Annotated in this window: 15 protein-coding genes and 2 pseudogenes; 7 read left to right on the top strand and 10 right to left on the bottom strand. The window is 58.6% G+C overall.

The annotated features are described in order from the left end of the window. Window positions 1-145 precede the first annotated feature (145 nt). A complete protein-coding gene (gene mepK / locus C2E15_RS07710) occupies window positions 146-694 on the top strand; it encodes a peptidoglycan L,D-endopeptidase MepK (protein WP_104956849.1) in 549 nt (182 codons plus the stop codon). Window positions 695-740: 46 nt separating this feature from the next. Beyond that, window positions 741-1,370 carry an MBL fold metallo-hydrolase gene (locus C2E15_RS07715; RefSeq protein ID WP_104956850.1) on the top strand — a complete coding sequence of 210 codons (630 nt, stop codon included), beginning with the start codon at window positions 741-743 and terminating at the stop codon, window positions 1,368-1,370. Between the two features lie 51 nt (window positions 1,371-1,421). Here the strand turns inward: C2E15_RS07715 and C2E15_RS07720 are convergent, their stop codons facing one another. From C2E15_RS07720 to pncB, 4 genes are all read right to left on the bottom strand, one after another. Further along, on the bottom strand, window positions 1,422-2,612 hold the full coding sequence (locus tag C2E15_RS07720) for an amino acid aminotransferase (RefSeq protein ID WP_104956851.1): 1,191 nt from the start codon (window positions 2,610-2,612) through the stop codon (window positions 1,422-1,424). A 187-nt stretch (window positions 2,613-2,799) separates the two neighbouring features. Further along, window positions 2,800-3,984 carry a porin OmpF gene (ompF, locus tag C2E15_RS07725; RefSeq protein ID WP_281257540.1) on the bottom strand — a complete coding sequence of 395 codons (1,185 nt, stop codon included), beginning with the start codon at window positions 3,982-3,984 and terminating at the stop codon, window positions 2,800-2,802. Window positions 3,985-4,284: 300 nt separating this feature from the next. Beyond that, complete coding sequence (gene asnS, locus C2E15_RS07730; RefSeq protein WP_104956852.1) at window positions 4,285-5,685, bottom strand: asparagine--tRNA ligase; 1,401 nt, start codon at window positions 5,683-5,685, stop codon at window positions 4,285-4,287. Window positions 5,686-5,879: 194 nt separating this feature from the next. Continuing rightward, the gene (gene pncB, locus C2E15_RS07735; protein ID WP_167391843.1) at window positions 5,880-7,085 is read right to left on the bottom strand and encodes a nicotinate phosphoribosyltransferase; all 1,206 of its coding nucleotides are present in this window, start codon (window positions 7,083-7,085) and stop codon (window positions 5,880-5,882) included. A gap of 251 nt (window positions 7,086-7,336) precedes the next feature. Here pncB and pepN point away from each other — a divergent pair, with 251 nt between their 5' ends. After that, a complete protein-coding gene (gene pepN / locus C2E15_RS07740; protein WP_104956854.1) occupies window positions 7,337-9,952 on the top strand; it encodes an aminopeptidase N in 2,616 nt (871 codons plus the stop codon). A gap of 69 nt (window positions 9,953-10,021) precedes the next feature. Here the strand turns inward: pepN and ssuB are convergent. From ssuB to ssuE, 5 genes and pseudogenes are all read right to left on the bottom strand, one after another. Beyond that, window positions 10,022-10,806, bottom strand: a pseudogene (gene ssuB, locus C2E15_RS07745) (aliphatic sulfonates ABC transporter ATP-binding protein). Beyond that, window positions 10,803-11,594 carry an aliphatic sulfonate ABC transporter permease SsuC gene (gene ssuC, locus C2E15_RS07750; protein ID WP_104956855.1) on the bottom strand — a complete coding sequence of 264 codons (792 nt, stop codon included), beginning with the start codon at window positions 11,592-11,594 and terminating at the stop codon, window positions 10,803-10,805. Before ssuC ends, ssuB begins: the two are co-directional and overlap by 4 nt. A gap of 11 nt (window positions 11,595-11,605) precedes the next feature. After that, window positions 11,606-12,751 (bottom strand): FMNH2-dependent alkanesulfonate monooxygenase, encoded by a 1,146-nt coding sequence (gene ssuD, locus C2E15_RS07755; RefSeq protein WP_104956856.1) that lies wholly within the window; start codon window positions 12,749-12,751, stop codon window positions 11,606-11,608. A gap of 15 nt (window positions 12,752-12,766) precedes the next feature. Then, the gene (locus C2E15_RS07760) at window positions 12,767-13,726 is read right to left on the bottom strand and encodes a sulfonate ABC transporter substrate-binding protein (RefSeq protein ID WP_104956857.1); all 960 of its coding nucleotides are present in this window, start codon (window positions 13,724-13,726) and stop codon (window positions 12,767-12,769) included. 10 nt (window positions 13,727-13,736) lie between these two features. Then, the gene (gene ssuE, locus C2E15_RS07765) at window positions 13,737-14,288 is read right to left on the bottom strand and encodes an NADPH-dependent FMN reductase (RefSeq protein ID WP_104956858.1); all 552 of its coding nucleotides are present in this window, start codon (window positions 14,286-14,288) and stop codon (window positions 13,737-13,739) included. 245 nt (window positions 14,289-14,533) lie between these two features. On the opposite strand from ssuE, the gene pyrD reads away from it, so the two are divergent. Together pyrD and C2E15_RS07775 are read left to right on the top strand one after the other, a co-directional pair. After that, entirely contained in the window at window positions 14,534-15,544 is a 1,011-nt protein-coding gene (gene pyrD, locus C2E15_RS07770; protein ID WP_104956859.1) for a quinone-dependent dihydroorotate dehydrogenase, read from the top strand. Between the two features lie 194 nt (window positions 15,545-15,738). Beyond that, window positions 15,739-16,275: pseudogene (locus C2E15_RS07775) on the top strand (cell division protein ZapC); the annotation flags it as partial. 21 nt (window positions 16,276-16,296) lie between these two features. On the opposite strand, the gene C2E15_RS07780 reads toward C2E15_RS07775, so the two are convergent. Beyond that, complete coding sequence (locus C2E15_RS07780) at window positions 16,297-17,406, bottom strand: YcbX family protein (RefSeq protein ID WP_104956860.1); 1,110 nt, start codon at window positions 17,404-17,406, stop codon at window positions 16,297-16,299. Between the two features lie 136 nt (window positions 17,407-17,542). On the opposite strand from C2E15_RS07780, the gene rlmKL reads away from it, so the two are divergent. Further along, window positions 17,543-19,654: a bifunctional 23S rRNA (guanine(2069)-N(7))-methyltransferase RlmK/23S rRNA (guanine(2445)-N(2))-methyltransferase RlmL gene (gene rlmKL, locus C2E15_RS07785; protein ID WP_104956861.1), complete on the top strand. Its 2,112-nt coding sequence runs from the start codon at window positions 17,543-17,545 to the stop codon at window positions 19,652-19,654. Between the two features lie 5 nt (window positions 19,655-19,659). Further along, window positions 19,660-21,582, top strand: coding sequence for an ABC transporter ATP-binding protein (locus tag C2E15_RS07790; protein WP_104956862.1), 1,923 nt, complete (start codon window positions 19,660-19,662; stop codon window positions 21,580-21,582). Window positions 21,583-21,592: the final 10 nt, after the last annotated feature.

Genomic DNA, 21,592 nt, shown 5'->3' on the forward strand with positions numbered 1-21,592 from the left:
CAGGCGGCCGGCTCTTCACTCCCTTTTCCGTTTATCTTCACATTCCTGCCATTCGGTAGCTTGACGTTAACAAAAGTGGCGGTTATGGTGCGGGCTTGTGTACTTTTTGCACGCTTCGCTTTCTTTTTGTAGGTAAACGCATTTTATGGCTAATATTGATTCCCAACGTCGTAAGCTGCTGGTTCTTGGTGGTGCGGCAGCAGGGCTTGCGCTGCTTCCTGGCTCAGCTCTTGCCTCAGTTTCGACCTCTCGCCCCCGCATCCTGATGCTTAACAACCTTCATACTGGCGAAACGCTGAAAACCGAGTTTTTTAACGGTAAAAGTTACGATAAAGATGAACTGGCACGGTTAAACCATTTTTTCCGCGACTATCGGGCAAATAAAATTAAAAGTATCGACCCGAAATTGTTCGATCAACTTTATCGCCTGCAGGCAATGCTGGAGACACGTAAGCCGGTTCAGCTGATTTCCGGCTACCGCTCGCTCTCCACCAATAATATGCTGCGTGAAAAAGGCAGTGGCGTCGCCAAACACAGTTATCACACGCTGGGTCAGGCGATGGATTTCCATATTGAAGGGATATCTCTGAGCAATGTGCGCAAAGCGGCGCTGAAAATGCGCGCCGGTGGTGTAGGATATTACCCCAGCAGTAACTTTGTGCATATTGATACCGGGCCGGTAAGGCACTGGTAAGTGAGAGCTATTCCGCAGCCGGGCTGGCTGCGGATAATGGAGCATTATGGATTATCACATTATTCCCGTAACGGCGTTCGCGCAGAACTGTTCATTAATCTGGTGTGGCAAAACGCGCGAGGCGGCGCTGGTCGATCCGGGCGGCGATGCGCAGCTGATCAAACAGCAGGTGGCGGCGCAGAATGTGACGGTTAAAGCGGTACTGCTGACGCACGGCCATCTTGACCACGTTGGCGCGGCGGCAGAGCTGGCGGCGCACTACAAGGTATCGATAGTGGGGCCGCATAAACTGGACGCTTTCTGGCTGGATGCTTTGCCGGTGCAGAGCCAGATGTTTGGACTGGCGGAATGTGCCCCGTTAACGCCCGATCGCTGGCTGGAGGAGGGGGAGACGGTAGAGGTCGGAGAGACCACGCTGGAAGTCTTACACTGCCCCGGCCATACCCCCGGGCACATCGTCTTTTTTGATCGCGCGGGCCGCTTGCTGATCTCCGGCGATGTGATTTTTAGCGGCGGCGTAGGGCGCACCGATTTCCCACAGGGCGACCATCAGGCACTGATAAAGGCGATTAAAACTAAACTGCTGCCGCTTGGCGATGATATTACCTTTATTCCTGGCCACGGGCCGATATCAACGCTGGGGCGTGAACGCATCAGTAATCCTTTCTTAAACTGACAGCGTCAAAAAAATGGGCCAGGCGGCCCATTTTTTATTGCTGATAAAAACTCAGAGTACTGCGACGATCGCTTCGCACAACGCCGCCATATTATCTGGCGTCATACCGGCCACGTTAACGCGCCCGGAATTAACCGCATACACGCCAAACTCCTCACGCAGGCGAATCACCTGATCTTTATTCAGGCCGCTAAATGAAAACATGCCGTTCTGGCGAATAATAAAGCTGAAGTCGCGGTTCGCGCCTTTTTCTTGCAGCGTATTTACAAACAGCTGACGCATACGATGAATGCGCTGACGCATATCGGTCAGCTCCTGCTCCCAGATAGCGCGCAGCGTATCGTTGCCGAGAATGGTGGCAACGACGGCCGCGCCGTGAGCCGGCGGGTTAGAGTAGTTGGCGCGAATGGTGTACTTCACCTGGCTGAAAGCGGTATCGGCCACGCCATTATCGGCAGCCACCAGCGTCAGGGCACCTACGCGCTCATTATAGAGACCGAAGTTTTTCGAGTAAGAACTGGCGGCGATCAGTTCGCTGTGGCTGGCCGCGAAGATACGCAGGCCTTCCGCATCCTCTTCCAGACCGCGCGCGAAGCCCTGATAGGCAAAGTCGAACAGCGGCAGCCAGCCGCTCGCTTTCGACAGCTCCGCCAGCTGTGCCCACTGCTCTGACGTTGGGTCGATACCGGTCGGGTTGTGGCAGCAGCCGTGGAACAGTACCACGTCGCCCGCTTTGGCGCCGCGCAGGCTGGCCAGCATGGCGTCGAAATCGAGCTGGTGGTTTTCAGCGTCATAATAGTGATATTCGCAGACCTCAAGGCCTGCCGCGCTGAACACATTTTTATGGTTGGGCCAGCTTGGGTTGCTGATCCAGATGCGTTTCGCTTCGGTTTGCGTCGCCAGGAAGTCAGCAGCGACACGCAGCGCGCCGGTGCCGCCTGGGGTTTGCGCGGTGCGGGCACGCTTTTCGCTAATGATCGCGCTATCCTGACCAAACAGCAGCGCCTGCGTACAGCGCGCGAAATCGGCCAGGCCATCAATGCTGAGATAATTTTTAGTGGTTTCGTTTTCCAGCAGATACTGCTCGGCTTTTTTAACGCTGGTTAATACCGGCGTCTGGCCGGTTTCATCTTTATAAACGCCGATGCCAAGGTTTATTTTATTTGGGCGATCGTCAGCGCGGAAAAGATCGGCTAAGCCAAGAATAGGGTCGGCGGGTGCAGCACTAATATTTTCAAACATATGAGAGGTCCGTAAGCTTCAAGAAAAGCGAATGAAGCCTCAGGTTAACGCCAGAATGTTTAAATGCCAACCGTTTGCGAGAAAAAGAGCGCGCGAAATATAACGTTGAAAATAAGGAAACAAAAACGGGGCCAGAGGCCCCGTTTTTCACGTTGATACAGAGTATACCCTCTGCATTAACACGCTCTTAGAACTGGTAAACCAGGCCCAGTGCTACGGTGTCGCCAGAGTTCACGCCCAGGCGGTTGTCGTCATCAATCTGGTTGATGATGTAGTCAACGTAGGTAGACATGTTTTTGTTGAAGTAGTAGGTGGCGCCCACTTCGAAATATTTAACCAGGTCAACGTCGCCGATGCCTTCAACATCTTTCGCTTTAGACTGCACGTAGGCGATAGACGGACGCAGACCGAAGTCGAACTGATACTGTGCAACCAGTTCGATGTTCTGTGCTTTGTTTACGAAGCCAGACGTGGATGCGTTTTCGTACGTCACGCCGTTAGTGGCAACAAAGGTACCAGCGCGAGAGTAGGAGAACGGCGTAGCGTTACGGGTTTCGCCATACATCGCCGCCAGGTAGAGGTTGTTGGCGTCATATTTGATGGCAGTTGCCCAGGACTCAGCGCGCTCACCTGCGCCTTCGCCGGTAGTATCGGTACGGTCGCCCAGGCCAGCCGCGTTGTCAGTGTAGGTAGTACGTGCGCCGGCAGATTGTAAATTCGTACGGTCGCTGTTGCTGTAGCCTGCAGCGAAACCGACGCCAATTGGCGTTTCGTAGCTGGTAGACAGGCCCCAGCCGTCGCCGTTGGCGCGACGGGTGTCGGTACGTTCGTTTTTGCCCTGATACTGAACCGCGAAGTTCCAGCCATCCACCAGGCCAAAGAAGTTAGTGTTACGGTAGGTCAGCAGACCGGTGCTGCGGCCGTTCATAAAGTTATCGGAGTAACCGGAATCACCGCCGAATTCAGGCAGCATATCGGTCCAGCCGATAGCGTCATACACGACGCCGTAGTTACGGCCGTAATCGATGGAGCCGAAGTCGCCGAATTTCAGACCGGCAAAGCCCAGACGGGTTTTGTTGCCGTTCTGCGCGTCGCTGCTGCCTTCAGAGTTGTTAGCCTGAACGTTATATTCCCACTGGCCGTAACCGGTCAGTTGATCATTGATCTGGGTTTCGCCTTTAAAGCCGAAACGAACATAGGTCTGGTCGCCGTCGCTGGCGTAACCGTCATCATCAGAGAAGTAATGCAGACCGACAGCTTTACCATACAGATCCAGCTTATTGCCGTTTTTATTATAGATTTCCGCTGCATTTGCTGCTCCGGCAGCTAACAGAGCAGGAATAACCACTGCCAGAATGTTGCGCTTCATCATTTTTTATTACCCTCATTGGAGTTATTTGGACACCTGCCACTGCCGTCAAGAATTCTTTACAAATGCCTGATCAGAGTTTGGTGTCTTCCTGTGTCTGCTGGCATCTTTCCATTCGCCGGCAGGTAATTCTACTCCGAAAATGCTACTAAACTCTAATAGTAGTTTCAATAGGAAAATATGTATTACAAAATGTAAAAACAGGGGAACTTTGTGAGATATCTCAAAATTTACAAAAATAAAAAAAGGCTGACAGAGTCAGCCTTTGTATATATATGAATTTCTTATATTTAATGCCAGATTTTAGAAACTGGCGTTGCGCGGCGTACGTGGGAATGGGATAACGTCCCTTACATTTTGTACGCCGGTGACATAAGCGATCAAACGTTCGAAACCTAAACCGAAGCCGGAATGGGGCACGGTGCCGTAACGGCGCAGATCGCGATACCACCAGTAATCTTCTTTATTCAGGCCCATCTCATTGAGGCGCTGGTCCAGCACGTCCAGGCGCTCTTCACGCTGCGAGCCGCCGATGATTTCACCGATACCCGGCGCCAGCACGTCCATCGCCGCCACGGTCTTCCCGTCTTCGTTAAGGCGCATATAAAAAGCCTTAATTTCTTTCGGATAATTTTTTACCACCACCGGCGCTTTGAAATGTTTTTCCGCCAGATAGCGTTCGTGTTCGGAAGAGAGGTCGATACCCCATTCAACCGCATTCTCAAACGTCTGTCCGCTGGCCAGCAGGATATCGATGGCGTCGGTGTAATCCACGCGCGCGAAATCGGCGGTAACGAATTTTTCCAGGCGGCTGACCGCTTCTTTGTCTACGCGCTCGGCGAAGAAGGCCATGTCATCGGCGCGCTCATCCAGTACTGCCTTAAAGACATATTTCAGCATCGCTTCCGCCAGGTCAGCGGCGTCATCCAGCGAGGCGAAGGCGATTTCCGGCTCCAGCATCCAGAACTCTGCCAGATGGCGGCTGGTGTTAGAGTTTTCAGCGCGGAAAGTGGGGCCGAAAGTGTAGATTTTTGACAGCGCGCAGGCGTAGGTTTCGCCGTTCAGCTGGCCGGATACGGTCAGGAACGCTTCTTTGCCGAAGAAATCTTCATTGAAGTCGACTTTACCCTGTGCGTCGCGCGGCAGGTTTTCCATATCCAGCGTGGAGACGCGGAACATCTCGCCGGCACCTTCGGTATCGGAAGCGGTGATCAGCGGCGTGGAGACCCAGAAATAGCCATTTTCATGGAAAAAGCGATGCAGCGCCTGCGCCAGCGTATGACGCACGCGCGCGACGGCGCCGATCAGGTTGGTGCGCGGACGCAGATGCGCCACTTCACGCAGATATTCGATGCTGTGACGTTTCGCCGCCATCGGATAGGTGTCGGGATCTTCCACCCAGCCCACCACTTCTATTGCAGTCGCCTGAATCTCAAAACTCTGTCCCTGGCCCGGAGATTCAACCACTTTGCCGGTAACGATAACGGAACAACCGGTCGTTAAACGCAGCACTTCGCTCTGGTAATTAGGCAGAGAATTATTGACGACAGCCTGAACGGGATTAAAGCAGGAGCCGTCATACACGGCGACAAAGGAAATACCGGCTTTTGAATCTCTTCGGGTACGCACCCAACCGCGCACGGTGACTTCATCGCCAACCGCAACCTGGCCGAGCAGTACGTCCGCTACAGGCACTACGCTCATAAAGTTCTCTCTTTATTAGTTCGAAAATAAACAGGTTAACCCCGAATTTAGGGCTAATCTATGTTACTTGCCGTCGGGCAGGACACAAGCAGAATTCGCCGCTGGCGGAAAGTTTTCTGGTTATTTCGTCGATTAGCGGGCGGGCGGGGTGGAGAAGGGCGTCAGCACGCGGAAAAAACGTGCTGACGCACCCATCAGCTGGCTTTTTTCACCAGCGGCAGATCAAAGGCTTTGCGCAGGGCGCGGACAAAGGCTTTATCGTGGCAGATGGTTTTGCCTGGGCTGTCGGAGAGCTTCGCCACCGGCTTGCCGTTGCACTCCACCAGCTTGATGACGATATTAAGCGGTTTGACCTGCGGAATATCGCAGGTCAGACGCGTGCCGATGCCGAACACCACATTGGTGCGCTGGCCGAAATGGCGATAGAGATCGACTGCCTTGTTGAAATCCAGATTGTCGGAGAAGACCAGCGTCTTGCTGTGCGGATCGATATCCAGCTTTTCATAGTGCGCCAGCGCTTTCTCGCCCCACTGCACCGGATCGCCAGAATCGTGGCGCAGCCCCTGATAGCGATTGGCGAAGCCGGGACCGAAATCGCGCAGGAAGGCGTCCATGGTGATGCAGTCGGTCAGCGCGATGCCGAGCTTATCATCATATTCATCCAGCCAGGCCTGCAGCGCCGCGCGTTGGCTATTGGCCAGCACCGGGCTGATTTGCTGATGCGCCTGGAACCACTCGTGCGCCTGAGTGCCGACCGGCGTAATGTCGAGCCGGCGGGCGATATCGTAGTTGCTTGAGCCCACCAGCCACGGGAAATCGCGCTGTAGAGTGCTGACGATAGCGAACTGTACGTCGCGGGAAAAACGGCGGCGGGTGCCGAAATCCATCAGGCGGAAGCGCGACAGATCGATATCCGCCGTGACCTGCCTGAAGTCGTCGATTTTCTGCAGCAGGCGCTCCACCGCCATCTCCGGCGTCGCCTGCGGCGAACGGTGGCGATGCACCACTTCGCTGATCAGCGCCAGCAGCGGCACTTCCCACATGATCACTTCGCGCCACGGCCCGCTGATACGAATATCGAGCTTGCCGTCGTGGTTGCGTACCTGAACCTGATCGGGGTTATAACGAAACGCCTTCAGCCAGTCGAGGTAATCCTGTTTAAAGAAGGGGCGGCCGGCGAGGTAAGCGTACTCCTCATCGCTCAGCGCCAGCTGTTGCATATGCGCAATCTCGGCGCGGATCTCATCGGCATAGATACCTAACAGATCGTCGCCCCGGCAACGGAACTCTGCGGTAACGGTCACGTTGTGATAGCGATGAAATACAGCCTGCTGCATATGAAGCTTGTAGGCATCGGTATCAAGCATCGTGGTTAAAATCGGGGAAGCGTATCGTGTCATGGTGCGTTTCAGCATCCTCTCGCGCGGGGCGTTTCCGTAGGGGTAAACAGGTCTTCAGGACAAAAAGTATAACCTGCCAGCAGATTTATTGAAGCCAATCACAGCATAAAACGGGGGAAAGGTCGAGGAGAAACGTATGGCTGTTAACAGGATGTAGCATTAACTGCGAAAAGCGCCGTTTCGACGTGGCAAGCTGCAGGCAACCGGAATAGACTTAGCGGGTTAAATCATTGTAGACGCGAGAAGAATGTATGACGCAAAAGCCGCAAGTGAAGTACCGCCATGACTACCGTGCGCCGGATTACACCATTACCGATATCGATCTGACCTTTAATCTTGACGCCAGCAGCACGCGCGTCACGGCGGTCAGCAAAGTGAAACGCCTCGGTGAGAGTCAGGCCGCGCTGCGCCTTGACGGTGGAGATTTAACGCTGATTTCGCTGATGGTGGATGAACGCCCGTGGCAGGATTACCGTCTGGAAGAGGGCGCGCTGGTGCTGACCAACCTGCCGGACAGCTTCACCCTGACCATCGTTAATGATATTCATCCCGATGCCAACACCGCGCTGGAAGGGCTTTATCAGTCCGGCGAGGCGCTCTGCACCCAGTGTGAAGCGGAAGGCTTCCGCCACATTACCTGGTATCTGGATCGTCCCGACGTGCTGGCGCGCTTCACTACCACGCTGATCGCCGATCGCGCGCGCTACCCCTTCCTGCTCTCCAACGGCAACCGCCTGGAAGCGGGGCAGATGGATGATGGCCGCCACTGGATCAAATGGCAGGATCCCTTCCCTAAACCCTGCTACCTGTTTGCGCTGGTGGCCGGTGATTTCGATATCCTGCGTGACAGTTTCACCACCCGTTCCGGCCGCGACGTCGCGCTGGAGATCTATGTCGATCGCGGCAACCTCGACCGCGCCGACTGGGCGATGACCTCGCTGAAGAACAGCATGAAATGGGATGAGGAGCGCTTCGGGCTGGAGTATGACCTTGACGTCTTTATGATTGTCGCGGTCGATTTCTTCAATATGGGCGCGATGGAGAATAAAGGGCTGAATATCTTTAACTCCAAATATGTGCTGGCCAAGGCGGAGACCGCTACCGATAAAGATTATCTCGGCATCGAGGCGGTGATCGGCCACGAATATTTCCATAACTGGACCGGCAACCGCGTCACCTGCCGCGACTGGTTCCAGCTTAGCCTGAAAGAGGGGCTGACGGTGTTCCGCGATCAGGAGTTCAGCTCCGATCTCGGCTCGCGCGCGGTGAACCGTATCGATAACGTACGCATTATGCGCGGCGCACAATTTGCCGAAGACGCCAGCCCGATGGCGCATCCGATCCGCCCTGATCAGGTGATTGAGATGAATAACTTCTATACCCTGACGGTGTATGAGAAGGGGTCGGAAGTGATCCGCATGATGCATACCCTGCTGGGCGAAGAGAATTTCCAGAAAGGCATGCAGCTCTACTTTGAGCGCCATGACGGCAGCGCCGCTACCTGCGATGATTTCGTGCAGGCGATGGAAGACGCCTCGCATATCGATCTGACGCAGTTCCGCCGCTGGTACAGCCAGTCCGGCACGCCGGTTATCACCGTGCGCGACGACTATAACCCGGAGCTGGAGCAGTACACGCTGCACGTTACTCAGGCGACGCCGCCGACCGCCGATCAGCATGAAAAGCTGCCGCTGCACATTCCGCTCGATATTGAGCTGTATGATGACAAAGGCGAGCCAATCCCGCTGCAGCATAACGGCGAAACGGTGCATCATGTGCTGAACGTCACCGAAGAGTTCCAGACCTTTATTTTTGATAAGGTCTATCACCAGCCGGTGCCGTCGCTGCTGCGCGAGTTCTCCGCGCCGGTGAAGCTCGATTACAGCTGGAGCGACGCGCAGCTGACCTTCCTGATGCGTCACGCCCGCAACGATTTCGCCCGCTGGGATGCGGCGCAGAGCCTGCTTGCCACCCATACCAAACTCAACGTTGCGCGTTATCAGCAGGGCCAGCCGCTGTCGCTGCCGCTGCATGTCGCCGACGCGTTCCGCGCGGTGCTGCTGGACGAGCAAACCGATCCGGCACTGATGGCGCTGATCCTGACGCTGCCGGGTGAAAACGAAATTGCCGCGCTGTTCGACACCATCGATCCGGAAGCGAACGCCGCGGTGCGCGATGCGCTGATGCGTACGCTGGCCGTCGAGCTGGCGGACGAGTGGCTGGCGGTCTATAACGCCCACCAGACGCCGGAATACCGCGTTGCGCATCGCGATATCGGCGAGCGCGCGCTGAAAAACGTCTGCCTGAGCTACCTGGCGCTGGGCGATGCCGCGCTGGCCAACCGCCTGGTGCAGGCGCAGTATCAGCACGCCAACAACATGACCGACGCGCTGGCTGCGCTGACGGCAGCGGTTATGGCGCAGCTGGAGTGCCGCGATGAGATGCTGCGCGTCTGGGATGAGCGCTGGCACCAGGATGGCCTGGTGATGGACAAGTGGTTTATGCTGCAGGCGACCAGCCCGTCACCGGATGTGTTGACGCGCGTGCGCGAGCTGTTGCATCACCGCGCCTTCAGCATGGGCAACCCGAACCGCGTCCGCTCGCTGATCGGCGCCTTCACCTCAGCCAACCCGGCCGCGTTCCACGCTAAAGATGGCAGCGGCTACCGCTTCCTGGTGGAGATGCTGACCGATCTTAACCGGCGCAACCCGCAGGTCGCGGCGCGCATGATCGAGCCGCTGATCCGCCTGAAGCGCTATGACGCGGATCGTCAGCAGATGATGCGCAGCGCGCTGGAAGAGCTGCAGGGGCTGGAGAAACTCTCCGGCGATCTGTATGAGAAAATCAGCAAAGCGCTGAACGCCTGACGGGCAAGCGTTAATGCGTAAAAAGGGCGGCCCGGGCCGCCCTTTTTTATTGCCCGCCATTCGCGGCTCTCAGCGTTGGGCATAGCGCGCTTCCGCCGCCGCAGGCTGCGCGCGCTGCATCACCCGCTCCAGCACTTGCGCCTCCAGCTCCGCCAGACGCGCGGAGCCGCGCCGGCGCGGACGCGGCAGCTCGATGGTCAGATCGAGCCCAATCTTTCCCTCCTCAATCAGCAATACCCGATCGGCCAGCGCCACCGCCTCGCTGACGTCGTGGGTCACCAGCAGTACGGTAAAATTTTGCTGAAGCCAGAGATTCTCAATCAGCTCCTGCATTTCAATGCGCGTCAGGGCGTCCAGCGCCCCAGCGGCTCGTCCAGCAACAGCAGACCGGGCTGGTGGATCAGCGCGCGCGCCAGCGCTACGCGCTGCCGCTGACCGCCAGAGAGCGCGGCGGGCCATTCGCCGGCGCGATCGGCAAGGTTTACCGCCTCCAGCGCCTGCATCGCCGCCGGACGCCAGTCGCCGCGCAGACCCAGCCCGACATTATCGATTACCCGCTTCCAGGGCAGCAGACGCGCGTCCTGAAACATCAGCCGCGTCTCCTCGCGCGCGCTGGCAAGCGGTGCCTGACCCGCCAGCAGCGCACCTTCGCTGGGCGACTCCAGCCCGGCGAGCAGGCGCAGCAGGGTGCTTTTGCCACAGCCGCTGCGCCCCACCACGGCGACAAACTGGCCGGAGGGAATATGCAAATCGATGTTCTGCAGAATTGCGCGATCGCCAAAGCGTTTGCTGATGCCCTGCAGGCCGACCGGGGTGCCGGCGTTAAGGCGCGCCGGCGTTGAGACGAGGTTCATACTGCAGCCTCCTTCTGTTGATAAGCAGGATGCCAGCGCAGCCACAGCCGCTCCAGCAGTACGGCGCTGACGTCGGCCAGCTTGCCCAGTAGCGCGTAAAGCACAATCGCTACCACGACCACATCGGTTTGCAGAAACTCGCGCGCGTTCATCGCCAGATAGCCGATGCCGGCGTTGGCGGAAATGGTCTCGGCGACGATCAGCGTCAGCCACATTAACCCCAACGCGAAGCGTATGCCGACCATGATTGAGGGCAGGGCGCCGGGCAACATCACCTGAGTAAACAGGCGCCAGCCGGAAAGGCCGTAGCTGCGCGCCATCTCCACCAGGCCGCGATCAATATTGCGAATACCGTGAAAGGTATTGAGGTAGACCGGAAACAGGGTGCCGAGGGCAACAAGAAAAATCTTGGCCGATTCGTCGATGCCGAACCATAAAATCACCAGCGGGATCAGCGCCAGATGCGGAATATTACGCAGCATCTGCACCGAAGTATCCAGCAGGCGCTCGCCCCAGTATGACGCGCCGGCGATCAGGCCGAGCGTCAGGCCGATGGCGCCGCCGATAGCGAAGCCGGTCAGCGCGCGCCAGCTGCTGATGGCGAGGTGCTGCCACAGTTCGCCGCTGGCGCTCAGGCGCCAGAAGGTCAGCACTACGCTCTCCGGCGCAGGCAGAATACGTGTGGAGAGCCATCCACTCTGTGAGGCGATCTGCCATGCCGCCAGCAGCAGTACCGGCAGCAGCCAGGGGACCAGCGGATGCCGGGCGATCGATGTACGCTTACTCATCGTCATCCCCCTCAGCGCTGGGCGACTTTTTGCGGCGCGAAATCGTGCGCCACCGCTTCGCCATGCGCCTGCACCTTGCGCGGTGCAGGCACTTCAGGCACCGCCAGGTCGAGATGGGGGAACAGCAGCTCGCCGACGCGATACGCCTCTTCCAGGTGGGGATAGCCGGAGAGAATAAAAGTTTCGATGCCGAGATCGGCGTACTCCTGCATTCTGGCGGCGACGGTTGGGCCATCGCCCACCAGCGCCGTGCCGGCGCCGCCGCGCACCAGGCCGACGCCGGCCCAGAGGTTCGGGCTGATCTCCAGCTGGTCGCGGCGGCCGTTGTGCAGCGCGGCCATCCGCTGCTGACCGACTGAGTCGGTGCGCGCCAGCGCCGCCTGCGCTTTGGCGATGGTCTCGTCATCGAGATGAGAGATTAAACGCTCAGCGGCCTGCCAGGCTTCGGCGTTGGTTTCGCGTACGATAACGTGCAGACGGATGCCGAAGCGCACTTTTCGGCCCTGCGCCGCCGCTTTAGCGCGAACCTGCTCAATCTTCTCTTTCACCAGCGCCGGCGTCTCGCCCCAGGTGAGATAGACATCCACCTGCTCCGCCGCCAGATCCTGCGCCACCGGCGAGGAGCCGCCGAACCAGAGCGGCGGGCGCGGCTGTTGCACCGGCTTAAACATCAGTCGCGCGCCGCGTACCTGCAGATAATCGCCCTGATAATCAACGGTTTCCCCCTCCAACACGCGCCGCCAGATACGGGTAAACTCGGCCGATTCGGCATAGCGTTCGGTGTGATCGAGGAACACACCGTCGCCCGCCAGCTCCTCGGGATCGCCGCCGGTCACCAGGTTGAACAGCGTGCGGCCGTTGGAGAGGCGATCAAGCGTCGCCGCCTGGCGCGCCGCCTGGGTCGGCGAAATCACGCCGGGTCGCAGCGCTACCAGAAAACGCAGCCGCTGCGTTACCGGGATCAGCGAGGCGGCCACCAGCCAGGCATCTTCGCAGGAGCGCCCGGTCGGGATCAGCACGCCGCCGAAGCCGAGGCGATCCGCCGCCTGCGCTATCTGCTGTAAATAGCCATGATCGACCGGACGCGCGCCTTCCGCTGTGCCCAGATAGTGACCGTCGCCGTGGGTGGGTAAAAACCAGAATACGGATAACGCCATGATAGTTCTCCTGACTCACTGAACGGTTGCGCCGCGCCAGATATGGCTGGCGACATCGAGCTTCACGGGAAGCAGATGATTTTGATAAAAGAGGTCGGCGGTGCGCTGCTGCGCCTGCGCCGTCTGCTGGCTAACCGGCGCAATATGGGTCGGCGGCCGGTGGTCGAGATAGCTGGCGATCACCGCTTCAGGCAGGCCCATGCTCTGCGCCAGCAGCGTAGTACTTTGCGCGCGCTGGCTCTGCGTCAGGCTGTCCGCCTGGCTGAATATATCCAGCACCGACTGGATGAAAGCGCCGTGGGCCTGCGCGTAGCTGCGGGTAGCAAGATAGAAGGAGCCGGTGAGGTTCAGCGCGCTGCCGTCGGTCAGCACCCGCACGTTGCCCTGCTGCAGCGCGGCGGAATAGTAGGGATCCCAGATGGCCCAGGCATCGACGTTGCCCTGCTGAAACGCGGCGCGCGCGTCGGCGGGGGTCAGCCAGACCGGCTGAATATCCTGGAAACTCAGGCCCGCCTGCTGCAGCGCGCGCAGCAGCAGATTATGCGAGCTGGAGCCTTTCTGCAGCGCCACCTTGCGGCCCTTCAGATCGGCGACCGTTTTGATCGCGCTGGTGCCGGGCACCAGAATCACTTCCGCCTTCGGCTTGGGCGGCTCCGCGCCGACATACAGCAGGTCGGCGCCTGCCGCCTGTGCGAAAAGAGGCGGAATATCGCCGGTGCTGCCGAGATCGATGCTACCGACGTTAAGCGCCTCCAGCATCTGCGGCCCGGCGGGGAACTCCACCCAGCGGATCTGCGTCGAGGGGTAGCGCTGCTCCAGCAGGCGGTGGGTTTTCGCCAGCACCATGCTGACCGAGCCTTTCTGATAACCGATGCGGATCGCCTCCGGCGCCTGCGGCGCGGCGTGAAGCGCGGCGCTGACACTCAGCAGCCCGGGCAGCAACAGGGCAATGAACTGACGAACAACAGATTTCATGGCGCTCTCCTTATACCGCCTGCGCCAGCCGCGCTTCGCGCTGCTGCAGGGCGTAATAGAAGGTTGAGAGCGCATCATCGAGACGGCTGGCGAGCAGGTCGCTCAGCGCCGGCGTGCGATCGTAATGGGCGATCTGGCTGTCGTCGGCGAAGACGCCGTGCAGCACCTCTTGCGCTTTCAGCGCATTAAGCACCGGCTTCAGGGCGTAATCTACCGCCAGCATATGCGCCACCGTACCGCCGGTTGCCAGCGGCAGCACCACCTTATGCTCCAGCGCGCGCTCCGGCAGCAGGTCCAACAGCGTTTTCAGCGCGCCAGAAAACGACGCTTTATAGATGGGTGTGGCGACGATCAGGCCGTCCGCCGCTGCCAAATCCTCTTTCAGCGCCAGCAGCGCGGGGGAGTCGAAACGCGCGTAGAGCAGATCTTCCGGACGAAAATTGTGAATGTTCCAGGGGGTCACCTCAATGCCGCGCTGCTCCAGCGCATGCTGGCACAGGGTTAATAACGCCGTGGACCGCGAGGGGAATCGCGGGCTTCCCGCCAGAGTAATAACGCGCATAGCCGCTCCTTATAACTATAAGTTATTGGTTAAATATTATTGAGAACTTATGGCTTCATACTGGCAGAGGGGGCGACGACGCTTAAATGATTTATCCGGTAATAGAAAGCCGTTTTTGCGCTAAAGCAGGGCGCGGCGGGCGGGTTATACGGTTAACTGGCGTCACGATTTAACATTTCTGGCTTTTTAGCGCCGTTATGCCGGATAATAACGTCCCGTTTGCCACCGGGAATTCAGGAGAGCCCATGTTTTACCCCCTCGCACGTAAAGCGTTATTCCGCCTTGATGCGGAGCATGCCCATGAACTGACTCTGCAACAGCTGCGCCGTATCGGCGGCACGCCGCTGGAAGGCTTGATTCGCCAGCGTTTACCGGCGCGTCCCGTTAAATGTATGGGGCTGACATTTAAGAATGCGCTTGGCCTGGCGGCCGGACTGGATAAAAACGGCGAATGCATCGATGCGTTCGGCGCGATGGGCTTTGGTTTTGTCGAGGTGGGTACGGTTACGCCGCGCCCTCAGCCGGGTAACGACAAGCCGCGGCTGTTTCGCCTGATTGAGGCGGAAGGGATTATTAATCGTATGGGTTTTAATAACCTGGGCGTCGATCGGCTGGTCGAAAATGTAAAACGCGCCAGCTTCAACGGCGTGCTGGGCATCAATATCGGTAAAAATAAAGATACGCCGGTGGAGCAGGGCAAAGAGGATTATTTGACCTGTATGGAAAAGGTCTATCCGCATGCCGGATATATTGCGGTGAATATTTCTTCGCCGAATACGCCGGGATTAAGAACACTCCAATATGGCGAGGCGCTCGATGATCTGCTGATGGCAATAAAAGCGCAGCAGAAATTGCTGGAAAAGCGCCATCTGAAATATGTGCCGGTGGCGGTAAAAATTGCGCCAGATCTTTCTGAAGAGGAGCTGGTGCAAATTGCCGATAGCCTGGTGCGCCATCAAATTGATGGCGTTATCGCCACCAATACCACGCTGGATCGTTCGCTGGTGAACGGAATGAAATATAGCGACGAAGCGGGCGGTTTGAGCGGGCGGCCGGTGCAGCTGCGCAGCACCGAGGTTATTCGCCGGCTCTCGACTGAATTACAGGGCGCATTGCCGATTATCGGCGTCGGCGGTATCGACTCGCTGGTGGCGGCGCGTGAAAAAATAGCGGCGGGCGCCACCCTGGTGCAAATCTATTCCGGCTTTATTTATAAAGGCCCCGATCTGATTAAAGAGATTGTGACGCATCTCTGACCTTCCTGAAGAATCTGGCCGGGGGCTTTTAATCTGTTTCCGGCTGGTTTATATTTTGTACATTCTTTGTTCCTGACAGGATATTTATTATTTACGGCGCACGCTATTTTTGCCGTCTCTGACGAACATCGATTATTGCTTCAGGTTGGCGATTAACCTGGATTTCACAACCCTCAACCGTAGTAAGGCAAACCATGAGGATAAAACCCGACGACAACTGGCGTTGGTTTTTCGACGCAGAGCAGGATCGTATGATGCTCGACCTGGCGGATGGTATGCTGTTTCGCTCCCGTTTTCCCCGCAAAATGCTGACGCCCGACGCGTTTCGTGACGCGGTTTTCAGCGTTGACGACGCGGCGCAGTTTTTCGCCTGGCAGGAGAGCTGCCGCGCCGCGCCGCTCAGCGAAGAGCAGCGCGATGAACTGCTGCTGAACGCGCTGGCGGCCTGGCGGTTTCTCAAGCCGCTGATGCCGAAAAGCTGGCACTTTCGCGTTTGCCCGCGTGCCCACTGGCAGCCGGGCGAAAGCGATCTGGTGACGGTGACGCTCGGTGAGAACGGCGAAGAGGCGCGCCTGCTGGTGATTGAAGCGGGAGAGAGCGCGGCGCTCTGTATTCTGGCCCAGCCGGAGCTGCTGGTGGCCGGAAAAACCATGCTGCTGGGCGACGCCATTAAAATCATGCACGATCGCCTGCAGCCGTGGCACGCTGAGCAGACGCAGCGCTACGCCCGGCCGGCTAAGCGGCCCGCCGCCTCAGGCGAGTTCGATATCGCCGGCGGGAATGCAGCTGCAGCTGAGGAGGGTGCCGTCATCGCGCACCGCATCCTGCTTCAGCGCCTTCACCTGGCCGGAAACCAGCCGCATCTCGCAGCTGCCGCATAGCCCTGCGCGACAGCTGTAGGGGATGCGATAGCCCTGCATTTCCAGCTGCTCAAGCAGCACCTGCTGATTATTGCCGCTGAAGCGGCTGCCCTGATAGCTGATGGTGACGCGGCTCTCCGCCTCCCTCTCCACCTGGAGTGTCTCCGTTATCTTGCCTGCGCCGTACTGCCGCGGCGCCTGCGTTTCCAGCACCTCCAGCCTGTCGCCGACGCGTATCACGCCGCTGTTGCACGCCAGCAAATTGAGGCCGAAATCAACATCGCCGCTCTCATCCTGCGCGCTGCGGAAACCCTGTAGCGTTTTCAACGGCTCGCCGTCGGGATGCTTTTCGCCGCGCTCCGGGCTGATGGTGGTGAAAACGCAGCGGCTGCAGGGCTTTGCCACCTCAAACTCGACGTCCCCGACGCGCACGCGCGCCCAGCTATCCTCTTCCCAGGCGCGCGCGCCGGTCACCGCCAGATTAGGGCGAAACTGCTCAAGGCGAATGCCCGCAGCGCAGCGCTGCTGCAGATCGTAGAGCGACGCTTCATTCACCAGCAGAAAAGGGTAGCCGTCGGCAAAGCCGAGCGGCACTTCAGGACGGCGTTTCACCCGGCGCGTCATCTCCGGGCCGACCCAGCGCAGCTGCACCGGACGCGGAAAGAAGCCGCTTAGCCAGTCGTTGATGGCCGGCGGCGCAATGCGTGCGGTAAAGTGATTGCCCCAGACTTCGGTTTCCGCCGCCTGCGGCTGGAAATCGGCAAAACGCAGCGCGGCGCGGCTGCCGTCCGGTGCCTGCAGCCACAGCCCATCAGGCATCAGCGCCGGAATAAACTGTACCAGCTGCGGATGCTGGCGCGCGGTAATAAAGGTGCCGTCAGGGGTAGTCAGCATAAAAAGGCGATCGAAAGCCAGCCCGCTCTCCGCGACCTGCGCATACGAGATCTGCAGCGCGCGCATCGATTTAACCGGATGAATAAACAGGCGTGACAGGACAATCATAGGGCTCTCCGTGCTGGGGTGTCGCGACGGCCCGCCACGACAACAGGAATCTGCGGCTAAAGGAAGCTAACTTTATGACATGCGGCGGCGATTAGCTATAATGCGCAGCAATTTTCCCAATACTGTAAGTGACGATATGAATTCTCTGTTTGCCAGTACGGCGCGTGGGCTCGAAGAGCTGTTAAAGAGTGAACTGGAGGCGCTGGGGGCGCAAGACCTCCAGGTTGTCCAGGGCGGCGTGCATTATCAGGGAGACGATCGTTTAATGTATCGCAGCCTGCTGTGGAGCCGCCTCGCGTCGCGTATTCTGCTGCCGCTGAGCGAATGTTCGGTCTACAGCGATCTTGACCTCTATCTCGGCGCGCAGGCGATCGACTGGACCAATCTGATCGATGGCACCTTCGCCGTGCATTTCAGCGGCACCAATGAGGCGATCCGCAACAGTCAGTTTGGCGCCCTGAAAGTGAAAGACGCGATTGTCGACAGCTTTACGCGTAAAAACCTGCCGCGTCCCGATGTCGATCGCGAGCAGCCGGATGTGCGCATTAATGTCTGGCTGAATAAAGATACCGCCAGCATCGCCCTGGATTTAAGCGGTGAAGGGATGCATCAGCGCGGCTACCGCCAGCAGACCGGCATAGCGCCGATGAAAGAGAACCTGGCGGCGGCCACCGTACTGCGCTCCGGCTGGCAGCCGGGCGCGCCGCTGCTCGATCCGATGTGCGGATCCGGCACCCTGCTGATCGAAGCGGCGCTGATCGCCGCCGATCGCGCGCCGGGGCTGAATCGCCGTCATTGGGGCTTTAAAGGCTGGAAAGCGCATCAGCCGGAGCTGTGGCGCGAGCTGATCGACGAAGCGCAGACGCGCGCGCGTCAGGGAGTGCAGCACACTACCTCGCGCTTCTTTGGCTATGATAATGACGAACGCGTGCTGGAGCGCGCGCGCGGCAACGCCCGCCGCGCCGGCGTGGCCGATCTCTTCACCTTCGGCGTACAGGATGTGACGCAGCTGCGCAATCCGCTGCCTGAAGGGCCGGCCGGTACGGTAATCAGCAACCCGCCATACGGCGAGCGTCTGGAGAGCGAACCGGCGCTGATTGCGCTGCACAGCCAGCTGGGCCGCGTGATGAAAAGCCAGTTCGGCGGCTGGAACCTCTCGCTGTTCAGCGCCTCGCCCGATCTGCTCAGCTGCCTGCAGCTGCGTGCCGAACGCCAGTTCAAGGCGAAAAACGGCCCGCTCGAGTGCGTGCAGAAAAACTATCAGCTGGCGGCCAGCAGCGGTGAAAGCGCACCGGCGCAGATCGCGGAAGATTACGCCAACCGCCTGAAGAAAAACATGAAAAAGCTGGATAAGTGGGCGCGTCAGGAGGGCATTGAATGTTATCGCCTGTATGACGCCGACTTGCCGGAATATAACGTCGCCGTTGATCGCTACGCCGACTGGGTGGTGATTCAGGAGTATGCGCCGCCGAAAACCATTGATGCCCTGAAAGCGCGTCAGCGTCTGTTTGATGTTATCAGCGCTACGTTGACGGTGCTGGAGCTGCCGGCCAACCGTCTGGTGCTGAAAACGCGTGAAAAGCAGAAGGGCAAAAGCCAGTATCAGAAGCTGGGCGAGAAAGGCGAATATTTTGAGGTGCGCGAGTTTAATGCCCGCTTCTGGGTCAACCTTACCGACTATCTCGACACCGGCCTGTTTATCGATCACCGCCTGGCACGTCGTATGCTGGGGCAGATGAGCAAGGGCAAAGATTTCCTTAACCTGTTCGCTTATACCGGCAGCGCCAGCGTTCATGCCGGGTTGGGCGGCGCGCGTTCCACCACCACGGTCGATATGTCGCGCACCTATCTGGAGTGGGCGGAGCGCAATATGCGTCTCAACGGCCTGAGCGGCCGTCAGCATCGGCTGATGCAGGCGGACTGCCTGAGCTGGCTGCGCGAGAGTCACGAGCAGTTCGATCTGATCTTTATCGATCCGCCGACCTTCTCCAACTCGAAGCGCATGGAGGATAGCTTTGACGTGCAGCGCGACCATCTGCAGCTGATGCGCGATCTGAAGCGCCTGCTGCGCGCCGGTGGCACCATTATGTTCTCTAATAACAAACGCGGTTTTAAGATGGACCATGAGGGGCTGGCCGCGCTCGGCCTGCGCGCTCAGGAGATCACCGCCAAAACGCAGTCGCAGGATTTCGCCCGCAACCGTCATATTCACAACTGCTGGCTGCTTACGCACGCCGGTAAGGAATAAGCTGTATGTCATTAATTAGTATTCACAACGCTTACCTCTCTTTCAGCGATGCGCCGCTGCTGGACTATACCGAGCTGCATATCGAAGAGAATGAGCGCGTCTGCCTGGTCGGGCGCAACGGCGCCGGTAAATCGACACTGATGAAAATCATCAGCGGCGAGCAGCCGCTGGATGACGGCCGCATCATTTATGAGCAGGATCTGGTGGTGGCGCGTCTGCAGCAGGATCCGCCGCGCAATATCGCCGGTACGGTCTATGATTTCGTCGCCGAAGGGGTGGCGGAGCAGGCAGAGCATCTGAAAGCCTATCACGCCATTTCGCATGTGGTGATGAACGATCCCAGCGACAAAAACCTCAACGAGATGGCGCGCCTGCAGGCGGTGCTGGATCACCATAATCTCTGGCAGCTGGAATCGCGCATCAACGACGTGCTGGAGAAGATTGGCCTGCAGCCGGAAGTGGAGCTTTCTTCTCTCTCCGGCGGCTGGCTGCGCAAAGCGGCGCTGGGCCGCGCGCTGGTCAGCAATCCGCGCGTGCTGATGCTGGATGAGCCGACCAACCATCTGGATATCGAAACCATCGACTGGCTGGAAGGTTTCCTGAAAACTTTCCAGGGCAGCATCATCTTTATTTCCCACGACCGTTCCTTTATCCGCAACATGGCTACGCGCATCGTCGATCTCGATCGCGGCAAGCTGGTCTCCTGGCCGGGCGACTATGATAAATACCTTGCCGGTAAAGAAGAGGCGCTGCGTGTGGAAGAGATGCAGAACGCCGAATTCGACCGCAAGCTGGCACAGGAAGAGGTCTGGATCCGTCAGGGCATCAAGGCGCGCCGTACCCGTAACGAAGGCCGTGTGCGCGCGCTGAAGGCGCTGCGCCGTGAGCGCTCAGAGCGCCGTGAGGTGATGGGCAAAGCGCAGATGCAGGTGGAAGAGGCCTCCCGCTCCGGCAAGATTGTCTTTGAGCTGGAGAACGTTAACTACAGCGTTGCCGGCCGTCAGCTGGTGAAAGATTTCAGCGCCCAGGTGCAGCGCGGCGATAAGATTGCGCTGATCGGCCCGAACGGCTGCGGCAAAACCACGCTGCTGAAACTGATGCTGGGCCAGCTTCAGGCGGATAGCGGCCGCGTACATGGCGGTAGCAAGCTGGAAGTGGCCTACTTCGACCAGCACCGCGCCATTCTCGATCCCGATCGCACGGTGATGGATAACCTGGCCGAAGGTAAGCAGGAAGTGATGGTCAACGGCAAGCCGCGTCACGTTCTCGGCTATCTGCAGGAGTTCCTGTTCCATCCGAAGCGGGCGATGACGCCGGTGCGTGCGTTGTCCGGCGGCGAGCGCAACCGTCTGCTGCTGGCGCGCCTGTTCCTGAAGCCCAGCAACCTGTTGATCCTGGATGAACCGACCAACGACCTGGATGTAGAAACGCTGGAGCTGCTGGAAGAGTTGATCGACGGCTATCAGGGTACCGTGCTGCTGGTCAGCCACGATCGTCAGTTCGTCGACAATACCGTGACCGAATGCTGGATCTTCGAAGGCAACGGCGAAATCGGTGCCTTTGTCGGCGGTTACCATGATGCCCAGCAGCAGCGTGCCGCCTCCCGGCAGAGCCGCGCCGCGGTAAAAGCGTCGGCCCCGGTGGAAAAAAGCGCCAGGGTTGATACGGTTAAAAGCGACGCCGCAAAACAGCCCGCCGCCAAGCTAAGCTATAAGCTGCAGCGCGAGCTTGAGCAGCTGCCGCAGCAGCTGGAGGCGCTGGAAACGCAAATTGCGCAGCTGCAGGCGCAGATGGCGGATGCCAGCTTCTTCAGCCAGCCGCACGATAAAACGCAGCCGGTGCTGGATGCGCTGGAGCAGGCGGAGCAGCAGCTGGAAAGCGCGTTTGAACGCTGGGAACATCTGGAATCGCTGAAAAACGGCGCCTGAAATCGGGAGT

This window comes from Mixta gaviniae (genome assembly GCF_002953195.1).
Classification (GTDB): domain Bacteria; phylum Pseudomonadota; class Gammaproteobacteria; order Enterobacterales; family Enterobacteriaceae; genus Mixta; species Mixta gaviniae.

Excerpts from the sequence above, each read along its gene's own strand:
- C2E15_RS07760 (WP_104956857.1), bottom strand. The coding sequence starts at position 13,726 with ATGAAATCTGTTGTTCGTCAGTTCATTGCCCTGTTGCTGCCCGGGCTG.
- C2E15_RS07790 (WP_104956862.1), top strand. The coding sequence starts at position 19,660 with ATGTCATTAATTAGTATTCACAACGCTTACCTCTCTTTCAGCGATGCG.
- pepN (WP_104956854.1), top strand. The coding sequence starts at position 7,337 with ATGACGCAAAAGCCGCAAGTGAAGTACCGCCATGACTACCGTGCGCCG.
- pncB (WP_167391843.1), bottom strand. The coding sequence starts at position 7,085 with ATGACACGATACGCTTCCCCGATTTTAACCACGATGCTTGATACCGAT.
- ssuC (WP_104956855.1), bottom strand. The coding sequence starts at position 11,594 with ATGAGTAAGCGTACATCGATCGCCCGGCATCCGCTGGTCCCCTGGCTG.
- C2E15_RS07720 (WP_104956851.1), bottom strand. The coding sequence starts at position 2,612 with ATGTTTGAAAATATTAGTGCTGCACCCGCCGACCCTATTCTTGGCTTA.
- rlmKL (WP_104956861.1), top strand. The coding sequence starts at position 17,543 with ATGAATTCTCTGTTTGCCAGTACGGCGCGTGGGCTCGAAGAGCTGTTA.
- C2E15_RS07715 (WP_104956850.1), top strand. The coding sequence starts at position 741 with ATGGATTATCACATTATTCCCGTAACGGCGTTCGCGCAGAACTGTTCA.
- ssuE (WP_104956858.1), bottom strand. The coding sequence starts at position 14,288 with ATGCGCGTTATTACTCTGGCGGGAAGCCCGCGATTCCCCTCGCGGTCC.
- pyrD (WP_104956859.1), top strand. The coding sequence starts at position 14,534 with ATGTTTTACCCCCTCGCACGTAAAGCGTTATTCCGCCTTGATGCGGAG.
- asnS (WP_104956852.1), bottom strand. The coding sequence starts at position 5,685 with ATGAGCGTAGTGCCTGTAGCGGACGTACTGCTCGGCCAGGTTGCGGTT.
- ompF (WP_281257540.1), bottom strand. The coding sequence starts at position 3,984 with ATGATGAAGCGCAACATTCTGGCAGTGGTTATTCCTGCTCTGTTAGCT.
- mepK (WP_104956849.1), top strand. The coding sequence starts at position 146 with ATGGCTAATATTGATTCCCAACGTCGTAAGCTGCTGGTTCTTGGTGGT.
- ssuD (WP_104956856.1), bottom strand. The coding sequence starts at position 12,751 with ATGGCGTTATCCGTATTCTGGTTTTTACCCACCCACGGCGACGGTCAC.
- C2E15_RS07780 (WP_104956860.1), bottom strand. The coding sequence starts at position 17,406 with ATGATTGTCCTGTCACGCCTGTTTATTCATCCGGTTAAATCGATGCGC.